The sequence below is a fragment of the Humibacillus xanthopallidus genome (genome assembly GCF_044793955.1).
Taxonomy (GTDB): domain Bacteria; phylum Actinomycetota; class Actinomycetes; order Actinomycetales; family Dermatophilaceae; genus Humibacillus; species Humibacillus xanthopallidus_C.
This window is the reverse complement of the sequence record NZ_CP084995.1, coordinates 1,814,426-1,829,874: the sequence shown is the minus strand read 5'-3', so window position 1 is coordinate 1,829,874 and position 15,449 is coordinate 1,814,426. Positions and strand designations below refer to the sequence as shown.

Below are 15,449 nucleotides of genomic sequence, written 5' to 3'. Positions count from 1 at the left end.
CCCGGTTGGATGAGTGACCGCGGGTGAATAAGCCTCGAATCTGTGGGGGCTTGAGTTGCGCGCCTGGGTTCGCGACCATGCCTCTGCCGGGCGCAGTCCCGAGGGCCGGGGTGTCGCCGCGGATATTCCGCGGCACGCGACCCCAGTGGACGAGCTTCCGGCCGGTGTTGCGTGGCCAGCGACAGAGGGCGTGATTCGGGCAAATCGCAGACGGGGGCTGCCCGAGGCGGCAACACTTGAGTGGAGGGATTGGCCGACAACCGAGGGTGACGGAGGCGTCCATGCTGACAGTTCATGCAGGCCGGGTGAGCGTTCGCCGTGGACCGCCCACGTCCACCGGGCGGTCACCGGCTGACCGGCGCTCGCCAGGACGGGCTCCCGCGGTGAGGGCATGAGCCCCCCGTTCGGTCTCACGCGGCGGCTGCTCGGCCGTCCCGCTTCCGACCCGTGGCAACAGGTCGGCGACCTCATCGACTCACCGATCGACTGGCAGGGCGTCTGGGCCGAAGGGTTACACATCCTGCGAGAGGTCAATGAGGTCGCCGTCCCGCAGATGGCTCGTCGCTCGCAGGGCCCGCTCATCGACAGTGCCGGTCTTGCGGTCGACGTCTGGGTTGACGCTGACCTGCATGCGGGCTCGTTCCCACTCGGTGACACAACCTCGGTCGTCCTTCGCGGCGGAATGGTCGCGGTTACGGAGCAGTTCGGCGACTTCGTAGCCGCGATGCTCCACCCGGCCCGGGGCCGACGACCGTCCGAGGAGCTCATCGATGCTGTCGCGAACTGGATGGACCACGCAGCCTCCCCGTGCGACAAGTTCGCGGTCCCCACCGGTCCATCAGGTCCCTGGCAGGAAGAGGCGCCGCTGCGCAGCCGGCTCGCACTCGCGTTCGTCATGTGCCACGAGCTGGCGCACGTCTACGTGGCGAACGTGGCAGGCCACGCCCACGAGCCAGACTGGGCTGCCCTGTCACCACGGGAGCGGACCTGTCGGCTGGAGTACGAGGCGGACGCAACCGGGTTCGACGCCCTTCTGGCCTGGCTGGGCCACGACTCACCGGGCATGTCGGACGGCGCCGTCGGGCGGCTGTCGTACATGTCGGCTTGGACACTGCTCACAGGGGTCGGGCTCCTTGAGACTTTCGAGCCGGCCCTGCGCCCGGCGACCTACCCGACGGCGCAGCAGCGCCTGACGCGCCTGCACGGCTACGTGCGTGAGCGCTACGGCGACCACACGCGCAGCGTGGACGCGTTGGGCCCCGATGTGGACATGGTCCTGGCGGAGGCATGCCGACGCCAGAGCGCGCAAAGGCAGGAAGCCGGGCGAGCTGTCGACGAGCTGGTCGCGTCGGTCGCCGGGCCGGGCCGCGTCAGCGAGGCCCGCGCCGGCGACACCCTTGGAAGCGCCTACCTGGTTAGCGGCTGCGAGACGCTGCGTCGCATCGAGGACCTCTTCGCACACCCGGATGCCGACCCCGACGAGAGGGCCCGGCAGATGATCTGGAACGTCTTGGGGCGGCGCGTTCCCGCCGCGATCTGGAACAGCTTCTCTAACCGAATTGGCCCCTACTGGATCACGGAGTGGGAGATGCCACGACGCCGGGTCCGGCTCGGAGCGAAAGAACCGGAGGAGACCTCATGAGCGGAGAGCCGTATGAGGAAGCGCCCTGGACCGACCCCATCCGTGGCATGACCTCCGACCTGGTCTACGCCGCGGACGAGGAGACTGCCATCCAGGTCGTCACCGAGGGGCCATGCCCGCGATGCAGGGACCACACCAGCGATGAGCAGTGGCTCATCACCGACGTGGCCGGCCTCGTGGAGACGGATGACCAGCGGGCCATGGTCGCCACGATCGAGCTTCGGCTCGCGCAGCTGCGCCGACGTGGAGAACCGACACCGGGTGTCCCGGAGCTCATCCACCAGAAGATGGCGTGCCGCTGCGCTGGGGAGCATCCTGACCGGGACTCCAAGAGAAGGAACGGCTGCGGCGCCTACTGGAGCTACGACCTCGACGTCCCACAGGACTACCGGTGAGCCCGGGCGGCATCCGTCGACGCCTGCCCCCGGGCCGGGTCGGCCCACCCCCGGTGGGTGGAATCGACGCCATCGACGCAGCGCAGCAAAACCGCGCACCGGCTACTCGGATGGCCGCCGTCCAGAGGTCAGCTGCCGGCTGGTCCACCGCCCAGATCGCCATCCTCGGGCTGCTCGGCATCGCCGGCGTAAGCAGGGACGCTGACCAGTTCGCGGCCATCCCGTCCGCGGTGCAGGTGCTAATGGGCGCCGCGGCCCTCATTGCGTTCGCGTGCGCAGCCGCGGGGGCACTGCTCATTGCACGGGCCGCGTTCCCGCTCTACCGAACCGTTCCAACTGGATTGGCCCAGGACCCGGTCCAAGAGGCCGACGACGTCGCACGAGCCCAACGCCGCCTCCGCCGCGCCATACCGTTGACCATCGTCTCCCTGGTCTTCATGGGCTTGGCCTTCGCCTTGTCTTGGTGGCCAGTGTCTTCGCCGTCCAGCTCGCTCGTCGAGGTCCACACCGGCACGGGCACCGTCTGCGGACCGCTCGTTCAAAGCACTGGCCCCGCGCTCGCGGTCCGCAGCGGGAACGACGTGGTCGCCGTTTCTATGACGCCGGGCGTCGTTGTTCGCCCGGTCACCTCATGCCCATGAGCGCAGCGCCCGGGGCCATGTCCCTCGGGCTGTTCGGCTTGCAAGTCTTACAGGCGCGTGCGGCATCCGGCGCCTCTAGCCTGCGGCGTCGCCCGGGGAGGTCGGACGCTTTCGGTCAGTTGGAGCGCTCCTGTAAGTGGACTCCAGTTTCAGGCGCAGCGCTCCCATAGATCGCAACGTCTGGCCCATTAGGACAATCGATCGACGGCAAGGCCGGAGGAGCGTAGCGGTGCTCAGTGACAGAACCGGTAGACAACGAAGTCACCCATGCGAGCCGCCACCAGCGTCATTTCGGCTCCCCTCTCTTGTCAAGGCGCCGGCACGAGGGCTCTTGTCGTCCGGGTCTTCCGGCCGCCGGTCGGCGCGGGTAGCGTCGTTGGTGCGGGTCCCGGGAGTGGCTGATCCGAAGTGCCGGTGTGCGGGTGGAAGCCGGCCGCGCTGGATACATGAGACGCCCCGCGGTGCCCTCCCGGACCCGCGTCCAAGCCGACCGTTGCGGTCGTCGTGGCGTCGGTGACGAGCTGACGATAGATCGCGTCTGAGATCCGCCGCTTCAGGCAGCGCATCGCCTCCATTCGGGTCTTGCCGGCGGCGAGCTTTCGCCGGTAGTACGCCCGCCCGGGCGTGTCCAAGCGGATCTGACAGGCCGCGGCGATGTGGATGACATGGTTCGCCTTGCGGTTGCCGGCCCGGGACAGCCGATGACGGATCTGCTCCCCGGAGGAGGCGTCCAACGGGGCAGTACCGGTCCACGACGCGAACCGGTTCCGGTCGGCGAACCGGGCGACGTCACCAACGTCGGCCAGGATCCGGGCGGCGACGACCGGCCCCACCCCGGTCAGGTCCATCAGGTGCGAACCGCGGGCCAGGACCAGAGGCTTCAGCTCCTTGGTGGAGGCCTTGATCTTCGCCTCGATGACGACCAGCTCGGCCAGCTGCTCGAGCGCGAGCCTCTTGCGGGTCTTGCCCACCACGTCCCGCGGCCGGACCGAGGCGAGGATCCTCTTGGCCTGCAAGGCTGTCAGGTCCTTCTTGCCCTTGCCGGGCCTCAGCTCCGACAGCAACCGCTGCAGCCGGTTGACCGACTGGACCTTCGCGCGGGTCAGCTCCTCACGGCGATCGACCAGCATCCGCAGCACCTCCAACTCCTCGTCGTAGGCAAGGACTCGGAGCCCTCTGGTGCGCACCGCGACCACGGCGACGGCGTGCGCGTCATGGGCGTCGGTCTTCCGGTTGTGACCGGTGTCGAACAACCGCGCCCGCGCCGACAGCTTCGCCGGGACGTCGACCACGTGCTCGCCGTCGGCCAGCAGCCGGTGCGCGAGCGGCCGGCCGGTGCCGTTGCTGCCCTCCACCGCCCACACCCGGTCCGGGTAGGAGGCGACGTGCTTGCGCATCGCCGCATACCCGGCCTTGTCGGTGCCGAACCGTCCGGTCGCCAGCACCGTCTCGTTCCTGTCGACCACCTCGATCGTGGCCGACAGCTTGTGGGGATCGACCCCGATGAACACCTTCGCCATGAGCCTTCCTTCCCGTCGTCGCTGCTGGTTGACGCCGGGCGGGCACTGCTACTGAGAGCGGGGCAGTCCCTTCTGGAGCCACGACCGGCAACGGTGCCCGGCGGGAACGCAGACCGATAGAGAGCCACACCGGTCACGCTGGTGGGCAGCCGCGAGGAGAGCTCCCCGCCGGGCACCTGGAACCGAGTCTGGCCAGACACCGGCCCTGCCCACAATCGTCAAGTAGCCGCGTGCCGGGCGCCTCTCAGGCCGCGTCCCTCGAGTGTGCCGAATTGCCGGCGGGGTCGCTTCGATCAGGATCCCGTGCTCACAGAGGCGGTGGTTATCAGTCCCCGCCGTCACCGCCGCCATCGCTCCCACCGTCGACGTCGACGCGGTCGAGCCACCCGACGTGCACAGCTCGGTGCGAACCGTCATAGCGCCGCTCACAACAGTTGGCACAGCAGCGAACGCCGGTGTGGTCCGCGTTCTCGAACGTCCAGTGGTGCCACCCGATCGTGCACCTGATGCTTGTCGTTGCCATGTCCAAAGGTTCCGGCTCCGGCCCGCCCTTGTCTGTGCCGGTGCTGACACAGGTGCTTACGACTCTGGCGAGCAGCGGGTCGCGTCTGGGCCGCTCGTCAACTGATCGTCGCTGCGCAGACCGGCTACGGCGAATCACCAGAACTCCAGCGATCCGGGCTTCGGCACCCGCGGCGGCCCCATCGACCTCGTGGTGCTGAAGATGCGCGGGCAGCATGCCGGAGGAGACCCGGGTCCTGTCCGAGGCCGCGTAACCATCCCTTTTGTACGAAAACCTGACAGAAGGGAGGGACACGACGGGTGGGAACCCCGAGGACAAGCATGCTGAACGAGTGGGCTTCGGGGGTGCTGACGAGCAGTCACACAAGGACCGCGCCGAGACGCAATGGCTCGGGGGTTCGAGCCCTGGCGGCGCCCTCGGCGAGACCCCCGGCCGGATCATTCCGGCGGGGGTCTTTCGGGTCTCTGGGCGTTCGCTCCAGCCGGGGAGATTGCGCCCTAATTGTCGTATCAGCCTGACGGCGCGGCCACTCCGATGGACGATGGACCCAGTCACGGCGCGGCCAGGGCGCGTCGCCGAGCCCCGAGGAGGCGGGCCATGAGCGGCTTCGACAAGGATCTCGACAAGGGTGACCAAGAGGAGGAGGTCGTCGCACCCGACCTGCCCTTCGACGACGACTGGGACTGGAAGCCCGGGGACCGCGACATCACGGTGCGCGGCCCGGCGCAGAGCGTCCCCAAGGCGCGGGCCTTCACGAAGTACGACCCGCCCGGGATGTGCTGCCAGTTCGTCTGGAACTGCATCGCGGCCCCACGCCGCTTCGGCCTCGCCGACGCCAACGCCGCGTGGGCCCGGGCCAAGAGCCGGCGCACCGACCAGAACCCGCCCGCCGGCGTGCCCGTCTACTGGGCCGGTGGCAAGCACGGTCACATCGCCATCTCCCTCGGCGGTGGGGTCGTCCGCTCGACCGACTGGCCCGAGAAGGGCCGCGTCGGCGACGTGAAGATCGCCACGATGACGAGCTCGTGGGGCATCACCTACCGCGGCTGGTCCGCCGACTGGGCCGGCGTGCCGATCCCCGGGCTCGGGTCGAAGCCCAGCCCGGGCAAGCTGGGGCGCATCGACGACGAGGCGATCCGCCCGGGCAAGCGCAACGACGCGGTCCGCCGCTTCAACGCCGCGCTCTGGTCCTCGATGCCGGCCGACTACCGTGCGGCGCACGACAAGGAGTGGAAGAGCGAGGCCTCAGACCTCTATGGCCCGGTGAGCCAGGAGGTCTGCTTCGACAAGTACGTCATGCTCAACAAGAAGGACCCGAAGCGGTGGCCACTCCCGAGCAAACCGGTGTGGCCCGGTCCGGCCCTCATCCGCCTGCTCGGCGGCGCCCCCGACTGACACCGGGCGCCCGATGAACGGGCGCCCGGACCGTGGACCTCAGCGGACCTCAGCGCCGGCGGCGCAGGAAGCCGATGACGACGACGACCGCCACGGCTGCCGCGACGACGGCCGCGACGCGCTCGATGCGCAGCTCGCCATCGTCGGTGTGGGTGGCCGCGTCGAGCTTGAGGCGCAGGCCCTGCGCCTGTCGCTGGGCGATGACCTGGGGCTGGGCGCGGTAGGCGAGCTCGTTGATCGTGCCCTCGAGGCGGGCCCGCGTGGCCTGGATGTCCTGCTCGAGACGTGCGGTGTCACTCATGCTGGCTTGTCCTTTCGAGGGTCTGTGGCGACTCTATCGGGGGTCATACCCGCCGCGGCTCAGGCCGCGATGCCGAGGTCGCGGCGCAGCTTGGCGACGTGCCCCGTGGCCTTGACGTTGTAGAAGGCGTGGCCGATCGTGCCGTCCTGCTCGACGACGAAGGTCGAGCGCAGCACGCCCTCGACGGTCTTGCCGTAGAGCTTCTTCTCGCCGAAGGCGCCGTAGGCCTGGTGGACCACGAGGTCGGGGTCGGAGAGCAGCGTGATCGTGAGCTGGTCGCGCTCGCGGAACTTCGCCAGCTTGGCGGGCGCGTCCTTGCTGATGCCGAGCACCTCGTAGCCGTCGCGCCTCAACGTCTCGATGGACTCGCTGAAGTCGCAGGCCTGCTTCGTGCAGCCGGGCGTCATGGCCGCGGGATAGAAGTAGACGATCACCTTGCGGCCCGCGAAGTCCGAGAGGCTCACCGTCTGGCCGGTGTCGTCGGAGAGGCTGAAGGCGGGAGCCACGTCTCCGGGCTCGAGGCGAGAGGTCATGGAACGCTCCTTCGTGGGGCGGCTGGGGGGGCCGGGGGCCGGGTCGAGCAGAGGACGAGCAGATGACGAGCGCGAGCACGACATGGTGCGGACGGCGGGACTCGAACCCGCACACCTGAGGCACAGGAACCTAAATCCTGCGTGTCTACCAGTTCCACCACGTCCGCCGAGGTGCGCCACCACTGTAGTTGTCGCCGCGCCGCGCGCGCCCTCGGGTTAGCCTCGCCCCGTGCGCCACAACGTCGGGTCTGGAAGTCCGTGGGAGTCGCAGGTCGGCTACTCCCGTGCCGTGCGCGTCGGTGACGTCGTGCACGTCTCCGGCACGACCGCGACCCGCGACGGCGTCGTGCAGTCGCCGGGCGACGCCTACGGCCAGGCCCGTGTGGCACTGGAGATCATCGCCGCGGCCCTGGCCGACTGCGGTGCCGCCCTGACGGACGTCGTGCGCACCCGCATCTACGTCACCGACATCGCACACTGGGCCGAGGTCGGTCGAGCGCACGGCGAGGTCTTCGGTGACGTGCGTCCGGCGGCCACGATGGTGCAGGTCGTCGCCCTCATCGACCCCGACCTGCTCGTCGAGATCGAGGCGGAGGCCGTCGTCAGTCGACCCGGACGTTGACCACGTGGATGCCGGTCGCGCCGTCGGGCGCGGGCGGCGCCTCGTAGGGAGACTGCACCTCGCCGCTGGCGTCGTAGGCCCGCACCCTGATGTCGTGGCTGCCGGGTGTGGCGTCCCAGTCGAGCACCCACTGCCGCCACGTGTCGATGCTCACGTCGACCGCGAGCCGCGCCGGGGTCCAGGGCCCCTGGTCGACCTGGACCTCGACCTTGGAGATGCCCCGGTGCTGCGCCCACGCGACGCCCGCGACCGGGACCCGCCCGGCCTTGACCGAGGCGCCCGCGCGCGGCACGTCGATGCGCGAGCTCGTCTTGACCGGGCCGAGCGCCGACCAGCCGCGCGGCGTCCAGTAGCCCTGGTCCTGCGCGAAGGTCGTCACCTTGAGCTCCGTCACCCATTTCGTGGCCGAGACGTAGCCGTAGAGTCCGGGCACGACGAGGCGCACCGGGAAGCCGTGCTCGAAGGGCAGCGGCTCGCCGTTCATCCGGACTGCCAGCAGGGCGTTGCGGTCGTCGGTGAGGGCGCCGAGCGGCGTGCCGCAGGTCCAGCCGTCGGCGCTCGTCTGCAGCACCATGTCGGCCCCGGCCTGGGGCCCGGCCATCGCGAGCAGCTCGCGCACCGGCCACCCGGTCCAGACCGCGTTGCCCGTGAGGTCGCCTCCCACCTCGTTGGAGACGCACATGAGGGTGACGAGGGCTTCCTGCATCTGCTTGGACTGCAAGGTGTTCCAGTCGATCTCGACCTCGCGGTCGACCATGCCGGTGACCTTGAGCCTCCACTCCGCGGCGTCGAGGCGCGGCACGACGATGGCGGTGTCAATGCGATAGAAGTCCTCGTTGGGCACGATGTAGGGCGTCAGCCCCTCGATGCCGAGGTCTGCTCCGGCGGGGATGGTGAGGGTCGTGCCCTTGAGCGTCTGGGCCTTGACGGCCTCGCGAGACGCCGCGGCCGTCGTGGAGCCGCCGCCGAGGAGACTGCCGAGGTATGCCGCCGCGCCGCCGACGAGGCCGCCGATCACCCAGCGCCTCGTCGGGTTCGATGGCGTCGCAACGGAGTTCGCTGCATGCGCCCGGCTGAGGAACCACAGCCCCGCGGCCACCCCGAGCAAGGTGGGCACGATGTCGGCGGGCGATGCGCCCGGTCGGGAGAGCACCGCCGCTGCGCCGACGGCACCCACCACGGCGAAGAGCACGAGCGCGAGGGTCAGCCGGCGCTGGGCGAGCACCCCGATCGCCGCGCAGACGAGGGCCAGCACGACGACGGTGCCGACGAGCAGGGCCCGCTTGTCGTTGGTCCCGAACGTCGCGATCGCGAAGTCCTTGAGCCAGGCGGGAGTCCGGTCGATGAAGGCGCCACTGACCGCGGCCACCGGCGCAGGCTGCCCACCGGCCGCCCCGACAGCCGTGAGGACGGCCGCAGACAGGGTGCCGAGCCCGATGGTGATCAGGCCCGCCACGAGCCCGTCCACCGCACCCACCCAGCCGGGCACACCGCGCGACTGCGGGGCGGCGGGCGTCTGTGGGGTGGTGGGCGGGCTCGTGGTGGTCATGGCCTCAGGTGCTCCTTCAGGTGTGGCACGAGTGCACGGAAGGCGAGCGACCGGTGCGACACGGCGTTCTTCTCCCCGGCGGCATACTCCGCCAGGGTGCGTTCGGCGCCGTCCGGCTGGTCGGATGGCACGAAGATCGGGTCGTAGCCGAAGCCGCCCTCGCCGCGCGCCTCGCGCCCGACGCTGCCCGGGAAGCGCCCGACCTCGGCGGCCGAGCGGCCGTCGGGCAGCACGAGTGCTGCGGCGCACACGAAGGCGGCGGCGCGGTGCTCGTCGCGCACGTCGCCCAGCTGCGCGAGGAGCAGCTCGAGGTTGGCGCGGTCCCCCTTGCCTCCCGACCAGCGGGCGCTGAAGATGCCCGGCGCGCCGCCGAGCACGTCGACGGCGAGACCGGAGTCGTCGGCGAGCGCCGGCAGGCCGGTGACCTGAGCGGCAGCTGCTGCCTTGAGGACGGCGTTCTGCTCGAAGGTCACCCCGTCCTCGACGACCTCGGGCACGTCGGCGAAGGAGTCGAGCCCGACGATGTCGAGCCCCAGCTCGTCGCAGACGTCACCGAGGATCGCGCGCAGCTCCTCGACCTTGTGCGCGTTGCGGGTGGCGAGCACGACCTGGGTCATGCGACGACCTCGTCGGCGAGGGCGACCTGCTGCATCGTCGTGAGGTCGGCGCAGCCCTTGGTCGCCAGGTCGAGCAGCGCATCGAGCAGCGCCCGGTCGAAGGGCTCGCTCTCGGCCGTGCCCTGCACCTCGACGAAGCGGCCGTCACCGGTCATCACGACGTTCATGTCGGTGTCGGCCGTCGAGTCCTCGGGGTAGTCGAGGTCGAGCACCGGCAGCCCGCCGACGACGCCCACGGAGACGGCGGCGATCGAGCCGATCAGGGGCTTGGCGTTCCTGGCGATCAGGCCCCGCGACCGGGCGTCCTCGATCGCGTCGACCAGGGCGACGTAGGCCCCCGTGACGGCAGCAGTGCGGGTGCCGCCGTCGGCCTGGAGCACGTCGCAGTCGAGCACGATGGTGTTCTCGCCCAGGGCCTTGGTGTCGATCACCGCGCGCAGGCTGCGCCCGATGAGGCGGCTGATCTCGTGGGTGCGGCCGCCGATGCGGCCCTTGACGCTCTCGCGGTCGGAGCGGGTGTTGGTGGCGCGCGGGAGCATGGCGTACTCGGCCGTCACCCAGCCGGCACCCTTGCCCTTGAGCCAGCGCGGCACCCCCTCGGTGAAGGAGGCGGCGCAGAGCACCCGGGTGCGACCGAACTCCACCAGCACGCTGCCCTCGGCGTGGTCGAGCCAGTTGCGGGTGATCCGCACCTCTCGGGTCTCGTCGGGGGCACGGCCGTCATGTCGTTGCGTCATGCCCCTGAGGCTAGCCATGCCTCCACGCTAAGCCGGAATCGCCGCCGGGGCGACGGGCGCTCCCCCGTCGTTCGCAGACCGTAAGGAGCGCCCGTATGCCGTCCGGCTCAGTCGGAGTGGGCCGCCGAGAGCCGCTTGACCTCGTCGTCGGACAGCTCGAGGCCGGCCGCCTTGACGGAGTCCTCGATGCTCTCGGGGCGCGAGGCGCCCGGGATCGGCACGACGACCGGCGCCAGCGCCAGCTCCCACGCGAGCGCGACCTGCTGCGGGCTCACGCCGCGGTCACGCGCGACCTCGGCGAAGGCGTCGTGGGCACTGCCGAGGTCGGCCGCCTTGGCGATGCCGCCGAGCGGGCTCCACGGGAGGAAGGCCAGACCCAGCTCGGCACAGAGGTCGAGCTCCGGCTCGCTGCTGCGGAAGGCCGGCGAGAACTGGTTCTGCACCGACACCAGGCGACCGCCGAGCACCCGCTGGGCCTCGCGGATCTGGTCGGGGTTCGCGTTCGAGATGCCGGCCATCTCGATGACGCCGTCGTCGAGCAGGTCGGCGAGGGCACCGACGGACTCGGCGTAGGGCACCTCGGGGTCGGGCCGGTGGAACTGGTAGAGACCGATGGCCTCACCCCCGAGCCGCTGGAGCGACGCCCGGGCGGCCTGCTTGAGGTGCTCCGGGCGGCCGTTGCGGGTCCACGAGCCGTCACCGGGACGCACGTGGCCACCCTTGTTGGCGACGAGGACGGCGTCGCGGTCGCCCGACCAGGCGTCGAGAGCCTTGGCGATGAGCGACTCGTTGTGCCCGACGTCGTTGGCATCGCGGTGGTAGGCGTCGGCCGTGTCGATGAGGGTGACCCCGGCATCGAGGGCGGCGTGGATGGTGCGAATCGAGCGGTCCTCGTCGGGCCGTCCCTCGATCGACATCGGCATGCCGCCGAGCCCTATCGCGCTGACCTGCCTCGTTCCGATGGTTCGCTGCTGCACGGGTGCCTCCTGAGTGCTTGCGTCCGCGGCGGTCGCCGCGCACTCCTCGCCCATACCCGTCGAGTGGCCACTCTGAGTCGCCTCACCCCCGTCGAGAGGCCACTCTTCGTCGGCCAATTCTGGCCACTCGATGCCCGCCGGGCGGCAGCCTTTGGCCACTCGACCTGGGCGGGGCGGCACGCTTTGGCCACTCGACGTGGGAGGGGCGGCACGCTTTGGCCACTCGACGTGGGAGGGGCGGTGGGTTCAGACGGCGTAGGTGGCCCCGGGTGCGGCGAGCTCGACCTCGCCGGGCCAGACGGCGGCCGCCTGCGCGCGGCACACCTCGGGGTCGTTCCAGGCGGGCAGGTGGGTGAGCATGAGGCGCCGCACGCCCCCGGCCCGCACCGCCGCGGTGGCCGCACGCGAGCCCGAGAGGTGGATGCCGGTGACGGTGTCGCGCCCGTCGACGAAGGCCGAGTCGGCCAGCACGAGGTCGGCGTCGCTCATGAGGTCGGTCAGCGCGTCGCACGCGTCGGTGTCACCGGTGTAGGCGAGCACCCGGCCCCCCGCCTCGACCCGGAAGCCGTAGGCCTCGACGGGGTGGTGCACGCGCAGGGGCGTGACATCGAAGGGCCCGATGGTGAAGCCGTCGCGGTCGCGCAGGTCATGGAACTCGAAGACCCCGAGCAGGTCCTCGGAGTCGACGTCGCCGTAGGCGCGCGCGAGGTGCGCGCCCGTGCCGGGCGGCCCCCACGTGGGCACTGAGTCGCGACCCGGCCCGCCGGGGACGTACTTCATCATCACGTAGAGCCCGCACATGTCGATGCAGTGGTCGACGTGCAAGTGACTGAGCAGCACGGCGTCGACGGCATACGGCTGGAGGTGGCGCTGCAGCGATCCGAGCGCCCCGTTGCCGAGGTCGAGCACGAGGCTCCACGTGCGTCCCTCGTGCTCGGCCTGCACGAGGTAGCAGGACGCGGGCGAGTGGGGGCCGGCGAAGGAGCCCGAGCACCCGATGATCGTGAGATCCACGAGATCGAGCCTAGGTGGGCTCGCCGACAGCCGCTGGGAGGCGGGGCGTCGGCTGCGTCACACGTCGTCGCGGTCGTCGAGGTCGTCGCGGCCGTCGTCACCCATGAGCGCGTGGGCGAGGGTCTCCTGCAGCCAGGTCAGGAAGTCGTACCACGCCATCGCGTAGCCGAGCGGGTCGTCGTCGGCGATCGTCTCCATGGCTGCGTGCAGGGCGTCCGCGTCCTCCTCGGTGCGCATCCCCATCCGCTCCCCCAGCAGCAGCCGCACGTCGGTGAGCGCGATGAGGAAGGCGGGCGCCGACGCGTCGTCGAGCACGACGCGGTCCTCGCTCGCCGCCGCGACGCGGTCGATGGCGACGTCGAGGTTGGAGCTCTTGCGCTGGCGCAGGCCCTCCTCGGTGAGCCGGCGGAACTCGGCGGCCACCTCGTCGTCGCCGCGGTGCGCCGTGGGCAGCAGACGGTCGAGCGCGGGGTCGCGGCGCTCGTCGTCAGTGCCGCCGGCGTCCTGGTCGGCGGCGAGGGACACCCCCATCGAGGCGACGAGGTCGTCGAAGGCGTCGCCGGTCGGCTCGATCTCGGGCGAGAGCAGCACGCGGGTCTGCTGCATGAGTCCCGAGAGGATGGTGCGCTCGCCGTCGTCGAGCAGGGCGACGAGCCCCTCGGGCTCTCGCAGGAACGCCCGTGCCATCAGGCGTCCTTCTCGAAGGTGGCCCACAGCCCGTAGCCCTGCAACGCCTCGGCGTCGCGCTCCATCGACTCGCGGGGGCCGTGGGAGACGACGGCCTTGCCCTTGAGGTGGACGTCCATCATGAGCTTCTCGGCCTTGCTCCTCGGGTAGGCGAAGTAGGTCTCGAAGACCCACGTCACGTAGGTCATCAGGTTGACGGGGTCGTTCCAGACGATGGTGACCCAGGGCAGGTCGGGCGAGACGACCTCGTCGACCGAGGTCACCTCCTCCTCGACGGGCGCGAGCGACAGACTGGCGGTTGGCACACGCCAACCCTAGGTGCCTCGGGCGTCAGCCGTATGCCGTGTGGTCGCCGCCCGTAAGGTGGCTGGCGTGAGCACCCGTGGGAGCACCCCCGCCGCCAGCACCGCGCTGCTGACCGACCACTACGAGCTGACCATGCTGCAGGCAGCGCTCGCCTCGGGCGAGGCGCAGCGACGCTGCGTCTTCGAGGCGTTCGCGAGGCGGCTGCCCGACGGTCGGCGCTACGGCGTGGTCGGCGGCACGGGTCGCATCCTCGAGGCGCTCGAGGCCTTCCGCTTCGGTGACGACGAGCTGCGCTTCCTCTCCGACTCCGGCGTCGTCGACCGGCCGACCGTCGAGTGGCTGGCCTCCTACCGCTTCAGCGGCGACATCAGCGGCTACGCCGAGGGTGAGTGCTACTTCCCCGGCTCACCGGTGCTCGTCGTCGAGTCCTCTTTCGCCGAGGGGGTGCTCCTCGAGACGCTGGTCCTCTCGATCCTCAACCACGACACCGCGATCGCCTCGGCCGCGTCCCGCATGACGAGCGCCGCCGGCGGCCGGCCGTGCATCGAGATGGGCTCGCGTCGCACCCAGGAGGAGTCGGCGGTGGCCGCGGCGCGGGCGGCCTACATCTGCGGCTTCGACGCGACGAGCAACCTCGAGGCGGGCCGCCGCTACGGCGTGCCGACGACCGGGACGGCGGCCCACGCCTTCACGCTCCTCTACGACTCCGAGCGCGAGGCCTTCACCGCCCAGGTCGAGTCGCTCGGCAAGGGCACGACGCTGCTCGTCGACACCTACGACGTGCGCCGGGCGGTCGACCTCGCCATCGAGATCGCCGGTCCCGAGCTGGGGGCAGTGCGGCTCGACTCCGGCGATCTGCTGATCCAGGCCACCGAGGTGCGGGCCCAGCTCGACGCCGCCGGCAACCACGACACGCGCATCATCGTCACCTCCGACCTCGACGAGTTCGCCATCGCCGCCCTCGCCGCCGGCCCGGTCAGCGGCTACGGCGTCGGCACCGCCCTCGTGACGGGGTCGGGAGCACCGACCGCGTCGATGGTCTACAAGCTCGTTCACCGCGAGGACGCGTCGGGCGTCATGCGGGGGGTGGCCAAGAAGAGCAAGGACAAGGCGTCGGTCGGGGGCCGCAAGTGGGCCCTGCGCCGTCGCAACGAGCACGGCGTCGCGCAGGCCGAGGTCATCGGCATCGGCGAGCAGCCGCGCGACGACGGTGACGACCGCCCGCTCCTGATCGACCTCGTGCGAGGCGGCGAGGTCGTCGACCACCAGGACATCCACGAGGCCCGAGCGCGTCACGAGGCCTCCCGTGCCGAGCTGCCGCGCGCTGCCGCGCAGCTCTCTCGCGGCGAGGCCGTCATTCCCACCATCTACGAGGAGGACTGAGCCATGGCCGAATCCGAGGCACGCGCCCTGATCATCGTCGACGTGCAGAACGACTTCTGCGAGGGCGGATCACTCGCCGTGACCGGGGGGGCGGAGGTCGCGCAGCTCGTGTCGGAGCACGTGGTGCGGCACGCCGCCGACTACGACCACGTCGTCGCCACTGCCGACTGGCACATCGACCCGGGCCCGCACTTCTCCAACGCGCCCGACTACGTCGACTCGTGGCCGGTGCACTGTGTCGCCGACTCGGAGGGCGCCGACTTCCACCCGCACCTGATGACCGCTCTGCACCACGTCGAGGCGGTCTTCCGCAAGGGCGAGCACGCCGCCGCCTACAGCGGGTTCGAGGGTCACAGCGACGAGGGCGAGGGATCGTCCCTGTCCGCCTGGCTGCACGAGCGCCACGTCGGGCAGGTCGAGATCGTCGGCATCGCCACCGACCACTGCGTGCGGGCGACGGCCCTCGATGCCCGGCGCGAGGGCTTCGAGACCACCGTGCTGCTCGACCTCACGGCGGGCGTGGCCCGGCCCACGACGGACGCGGCGCTGCACGAGATGGACGAGGCCGGCATACGCCTCCTCGGCTCCCCCACCGTCGCGAGCTGAC

General features: G+C 70.8%; 17 protein-coding genes and 1 tRNA gene. 7 read left to right on the top strand and 11 right to left on the bottom strand.

Annotation, left to right across the window (positions count from 1 at the left end; genetic code table 11):
• The first annotated feature begins 391 nt into the window (after positions 1-391).
• The 3 genes from LG278_RS08095 (at position 392) to LG278_RS08085 (ending at position 2,678) form a co-directional block, all read left to right on the top strand.
• Positions 392-1,642 (top strand): hypothetical protein, encoded by a 1,251-nt coding sequence (locus tag LG278_RS08095; protein ID WP_404392684.1) that lies wholly within the window; start codon positions 392-394, stop codon positions 1,640-1,642.
• The gene (locus LG278_RS08090; RefSeq protein ID WP_404392682.1) at positions 1,639-2,037 is read left to right on the top strand and encodes a hypothetical protein; all 399 of its coding nucleotides are present in this window, start codon (positions 1,639-1,641) and stop codon (positions 2,035-2,037) included. Before LG278_RS08095 ends, LG278_RS08090 begins: the two co-directional genes overlap by 4 nt.
• A gap of 110 nt (positions 2,038-2,147) precedes the next feature.
• Positions 2,148-2,678, top strand: a complete 531-nt coding sequence (locus LG278_RS08085) for a hypothetical protein (RefSeq protein ID WP_404392680.1) — start codon at positions 2,148-2,150, stop codon at positions 2,676-2,678.
• 308 nt (positions 2,679-2,986) lie between these two features.
• Here LG278_RS08085 and LG278_RS08080 read toward each other — a convergent pair whose 3' ends face one another.
• The gene (locus tag LG278_RS08080) at positions 2,987-4,198 is read right to left on the bottom strand and encodes an IS110 family transposase (protein WP_404392678.1); all 1,212 of its coding nucleotides are present in this window, start codon (positions 4,196-4,198) and stop codon (positions 2,987-2,989) included.
• A gap of 1,120 nt (positions 4,199-5,318) precedes the next feature.
• Here LG278_RS08080 and LG278_RS08075 point away from each other — a divergent pair.
• Positions 5,319-6,116, top strand: coding sequence for a hypothetical protein (locus LG278_RS08075; RefSeq protein WP_404392676.1), 798 nt, complete (start codon positions 5,319-5,321; stop codon positions 6,114-6,116).
• A 49-nt stretch (positions 6,117-6,165) separates the two neighbouring features.
• Here LG278_RS08075 and LG278_RS08070 read toward each other — a convergent pair whose 3' ends face one another.
• The 3 genes from LG278_RS08070 to LG278_RS08060 form a co-directional block, all read right to left on the bottom strand.
• Positions 6,166-6,417: a DUF3618 domain-containing protein gene (locus LG278_RS08070; RefSeq protein WP_404392674.1), complete on the bottom strand. Its 252-nt coding sequence runs from the start codon at positions 6,415-6,417 to the stop codon at positions 6,166-6,168.
• Positions 6,418-6,476: 59 nt separating this feature from the next.
• On the bottom strand, positions 6,477-6,950 hold the full coding sequence (gene bcp, locus LG278_RS08065) for a thioredoxin-dependent thiol peroxidase (protein ID WP_404392672.1): 474 nt from the start codon (positions 6,948-6,950) through the stop codon (positions 6,477-6,479).
• Between the two features lie 83 nt (positions 6,951-7,033).
• Positions 7,034-7,117, bottom strand: a tRNA-Leu gene (locus LG278_RS08060).
• 62 nt (positions 7,118-7,179) lie between these two features.
• Here LG278_RS08060 and LG278_RS08055 point away from each other — a divergent pair.
• On the top strand, positions 7,180-7,572 hold the full coding sequence (locus LG278_RS08055) for a RidA family protein (RefSeq protein ID WP_404392670.1): 393 nt from the start codon (positions 7,180-7,182) through the stop codon (positions 7,570-7,572).
• On the opposite strand, the gene LG278_RS08050 is transcribed toward LG278_RS08055, so the two are convergent.
• The 7 genes from LG278_RS08050 to clpS all read right to left on the bottom strand — a co-directional run bounded on the left by LG278_RS08050 (position 7,553) and on the right by clpS (position 13,458).
• On the bottom strand, positions 7,553-9,121 hold the full coding sequence (locus tag LG278_RS08050) for a molybdopterin-dependent oxidoreductase (RefSeq protein WP_404392668.1): 1,569 nt from the start codon (positions 9,119-9,121) through the stop codon (positions 7,553-7,555). The two genes, LG278_RS08055 and LG278_RS08050, sit on opposite strands and share 20 nt — an antisense overlap.
• On the bottom strand, positions 9,118-9,738 hold the full coding sequence (rdgB, locus tag LG278_RS08045) for an RdgB/HAM1 family non-canonical purine NTP pyrophosphatase (RefSeq protein WP_404392666.1): 621 nt from the start codon (positions 9,736-9,738) through the stop codon (positions 9,118-9,120). Before rdgB ends, LG278_RS08050 begins: the two co-directional genes overlap by 4 nt.
• Positions 9,735-10,475 (bottom strand): ribonuclease PH, encoded by a 741-nt coding sequence (gene rph, locus LG278_RS08040; protein WP_404392664.1) that lies wholly within the window; start codon positions 10,473-10,475, stop codon positions 9,735-9,737. The genes rdgB and rph overlap by 4 nt, the downstream gene beginning before the upstream one ends.
• 107 nt (positions 10,476-10,582) lie before the next feature.
• Entirely contained in the window at positions 10,583-11,452 is an 870-nt protein-coding gene (locus LG278_RS08035) for an aldo/keto reductase (RefSeq protein ID WP_404392662.1), read from the bottom strand.
• A gap of 246 nt (positions 11,453-11,698) precedes the next feature.
• Positions 11,699-12,466 (bottom strand): MBL fold metallo-hydrolase, encoded by a 768-nt coding sequence (locus tag LG278_RS08030; RefSeq protein WP_404392660.1) that lies wholly within the window; start codon positions 12,464-12,466, stop codon positions 11,699-11,701.
• 57 nt (positions 12,467-12,523) lie between these two features.
• Positions 12,524-13,153 carry a DUF2017 domain-containing protein gene (locus tag LG278_RS08025; protein ID WP_404392658.1) on the bottom strand — a complete coding sequence of 210 codons (630 nt, stop codon included), beginning with the start codon at positions 13,151-13,153 and terminating at the stop codon, positions 12,524-12,526.
• The gene (gene clpS, locus LG278_RS08020; protein ID WP_404392656.1) at positions 13,153-13,458 is read right to left on the bottom strand and encodes an ATP-dependent Clp protease adapter ClpS; all 306 of its coding nucleotides are present in this window, start codon (positions 13,456-13,458) and stop codon (positions 13,153-13,155) included. The genes LG278_RS08025 and clpS overlap by 1 nt, the downstream gene beginning before the upstream one ends.
• A 133-nt stretch (positions 13,459-13,591) precedes the next feature.
• Here clpS and LG278_RS08015 point away from each other — a divergent pair, with 133 nt between their 5' ends.
• A complete protein-coding gene (locus LG278_RS08015; protein ID WP_404393579.1) occupies positions 13,592-14,842 on the top strand; it encodes a nicotinate phosphoribosyltransferase in 1,251 nt (416 codons plus the stop codon).
• 3 nt (positions 14,843-14,845) lie between these two features.
• A complete protein-coding gene (locus tag LG278_RS08010; RefSeq protein WP_404392654.1) occupies positions 14,846-15,448 on the top strand; it encodes an isochorismatase family protein in 603 nt (200 codons plus the stop codon).
• Position 15,449: the final 1 nt, after the last annotated feature.

What these genes read in the sequence shown, in the direction of transcription:
- LG278_RS08095 (WP_404392684.1), top strand. Translation starts at nt 392, where the DNA reads ATGAGCCCCCCGTTCGGTCTCACGCGGCGGCTGCTCGGCCGTCCCGCT.
- LG278_RS08090 (WP_404392682.1), top strand. Translation starts at nt 1,639, where the DNA reads ATGAGCGGAGAGCCGTATGAGGAAGCGCCCTGGACCGACCCCATCCGT.
- LG278_RS08085 (WP_404392680.1), top strand. Translation starts at nt 2,148, where the DNA reads ATGGCCGCCGTCCAGAGGTCAGCTGCCGGCTGGTCCACCGCCCAGATC.
- LG278_RS08080 (WP_404392678.1), bottom strand. Translation starts at nt 4,198, where the DNA reads ATGGCGAAGGTGTTCATCGGGGTCGATCCCCACAAGCTGTCGGCCACG.
- LG278_RS08075 (WP_404392676.1), top strand. Translation starts at nt 5,319, where the DNA reads ATGAGCGGCTTCGACAAGGATCTCGACAAGGGTGACCAAGAGGAGGAG.
- LG278_RS08070 (WP_404392674.1), bottom strand. Translation starts at nt 6,417, where the DNA reads ATGAGTGACACCGCACGTCTCGAGCAGGACATCCAGGCCACGCGGGCC.
- bcp (WP_404392672.1), bottom strand. Translation starts at nt 6,950, where the DNA reads ATGACCTCTCGCCTCGAGCCCGGAGACGTGGCTCCCGCCTTCAGCCTC.
- LG278_RS08050 (WP_404392668.1), bottom strand. Translation starts at nt 9,121, where the DNA reads ATGACCACCACGAGCCCGCCCACCACCCCACAGACGCCCGCCGCCCCG.
- rdgB (WP_404392666.1), bottom strand. Translation starts at nt 9,738, where the DNA reads ATGACCCAGGTCGTGCTCGCCACCCGCAACGCGCACAAGGTCGAGGAG.
- rph (WP_404392664.1), bottom strand. Translation starts at nt 10,475, where the DNA reads ATGACGCAACGACATGACGGCCGTGCCCCCGACGAGACCCGAGAGGTG.
- LG278_RS08025 (WP_404392658.1), bottom strand. Translation starts at nt 13,153, where the DNA reads ATGGCACGGGCGTTCCTGCGAGAGCCCGAGGGGCTCGTCGCCCTGCTC.
- LG278_RS08015 (WP_404393579.1), top strand. Translation starts at nt 13,592, where the DNA reads ATGCTGCAGGCAGCGCTCGCCTCGGGCGAGGCGCAGCGACGCTGCGTC.
- LG278_RS08010 (WP_404392654.1), top strand. Translation starts at nt 14,846, where the DNA reads ATGGCCGAATCCGAGGCACGCGCCCTGATCATCGTCGACGTGCAGAAC.